The sequence below is a fragment of the Microvirga sp. KLBC 81 genome, from assembly GCF_003075415.1.
Taxonomy (GTDB): domain Bacteria; phylum Pseudomonadota; class Alphaproteobacteria; order Rhizobiales; family Beijerinckiaceae; genus Microvirga.
The window spans coordinates 1-1,172 of sequence record NZ_QDAH01000259.1; the positions used below are offsets into that span (position 1 = coordinate 1).

1 protein-coding gene is annotated in these 1,172 nt (G+C 66.5%); it reads left to right on the plus strand.

From position 1 onward, the window contains the following. Positions 1-244 precede the first annotated feature (244 nt). Positions 245-1,172, plus strand: a 928-nt coding sequence (locus DC522_RS33635; protein ID WP_116532711.1) for an IS110 family transposase, incomplete at its 3' end; no start/stop codon positions are given.

Genomic DNA, 1,172 nt, shown 5'->3' on the forward strand with positions numbered 1-1,172 from the left:
CGGTGCCTTATGCGTCCATCTGCCTTCTTCGGAAAGGGATGCTATGGTGAGCCCATCTGGGACGCGGGGCACCGGGAGCACGAAGGTGCGGGCAGGCCGCCAATAGACGTTGGGCTGAGAGCCCGAACTCGTTACATGGCCGCCCCCTTGCGACTTGCCCGGATGCGCTGCGAGCGCGGATCAGTAGGTGTCGTGTTGCCCGCCAGCTCCCGTTTTGAACGAGCACAGCTCAGAGGGAACCGGCATGCGCATCATCGGACTGGATATTCACCGCGCCTTCGCCGAGGCGGTTGCTTGGCAGGAGGGTAAGCTCAAGCGGATCGGGCGCATCGACATGCGCCGGGACCGGCTGTCTGGGTTCGCGGCCACACTGTCGCGCACTGACGTGGTCGTGGTGGAAGCGACCGGCAACGCGGCCGCCGTGGCGGCGGTGATCAGCCCGCATGTGAAGCGGGTGGTGATTGCTAACCCGAAGCAGGTGCGGGTGATCGCCCATGCCAAGATCAAGACCGACACCATCGATGCCGGAGTCTTGGCACAACTCTATGCCAGTGGCTTTCTGCCGGAGGTCTGGATCGCCGATGAGACGACCCAGGCATTGCGCCGCCAGGTCACGCGGCGCAACCAAGTCGTGCGTCAGCGCTCCCGGCTCAAGAACATCATCCAATCAATCCTGCACGCCCATCTGATCCCCGCATGCCCGACGGCTGATCTGTGCGGTCCCAAGGGACGGGCCTGGCTTGCGGAGCAGATCCTGCCTGACGACGAGCGCTATGCCATTGAGCGGCATCTGCGGGAATTCGATCGCCTGGGCGAAGACCTCCGGGTGATCGAGCGGGATCTCGCGCGCTCCGCTCTGGCTGACGAGAGCGTCGCGCGCTTGATGACCATCCCCGGCATCGACATGGTGGTGGCGCTCGCGCTGGTGGCGGCCATCGGCGATGTCCAGCGCTTCGAGGCGCCGCAGAAGCTGGTCAGCTATCTGGGGCTGAACCCGAGCGTGCGCCAGTCCGGTCCGGGTCCTGTCTATCACGGGCGGATCACCAAGCAGGGACGAGGGCATGCCCGTGGCATGCTGGTCGAGGCCGCCTGGGCCGCGGCGCGAGCCCCGGGTCCCCTGCGGGCGTTCTTCCTCCGGGTGAGCAGCCGGCGCGGTCAGCACGTGGCGGCGG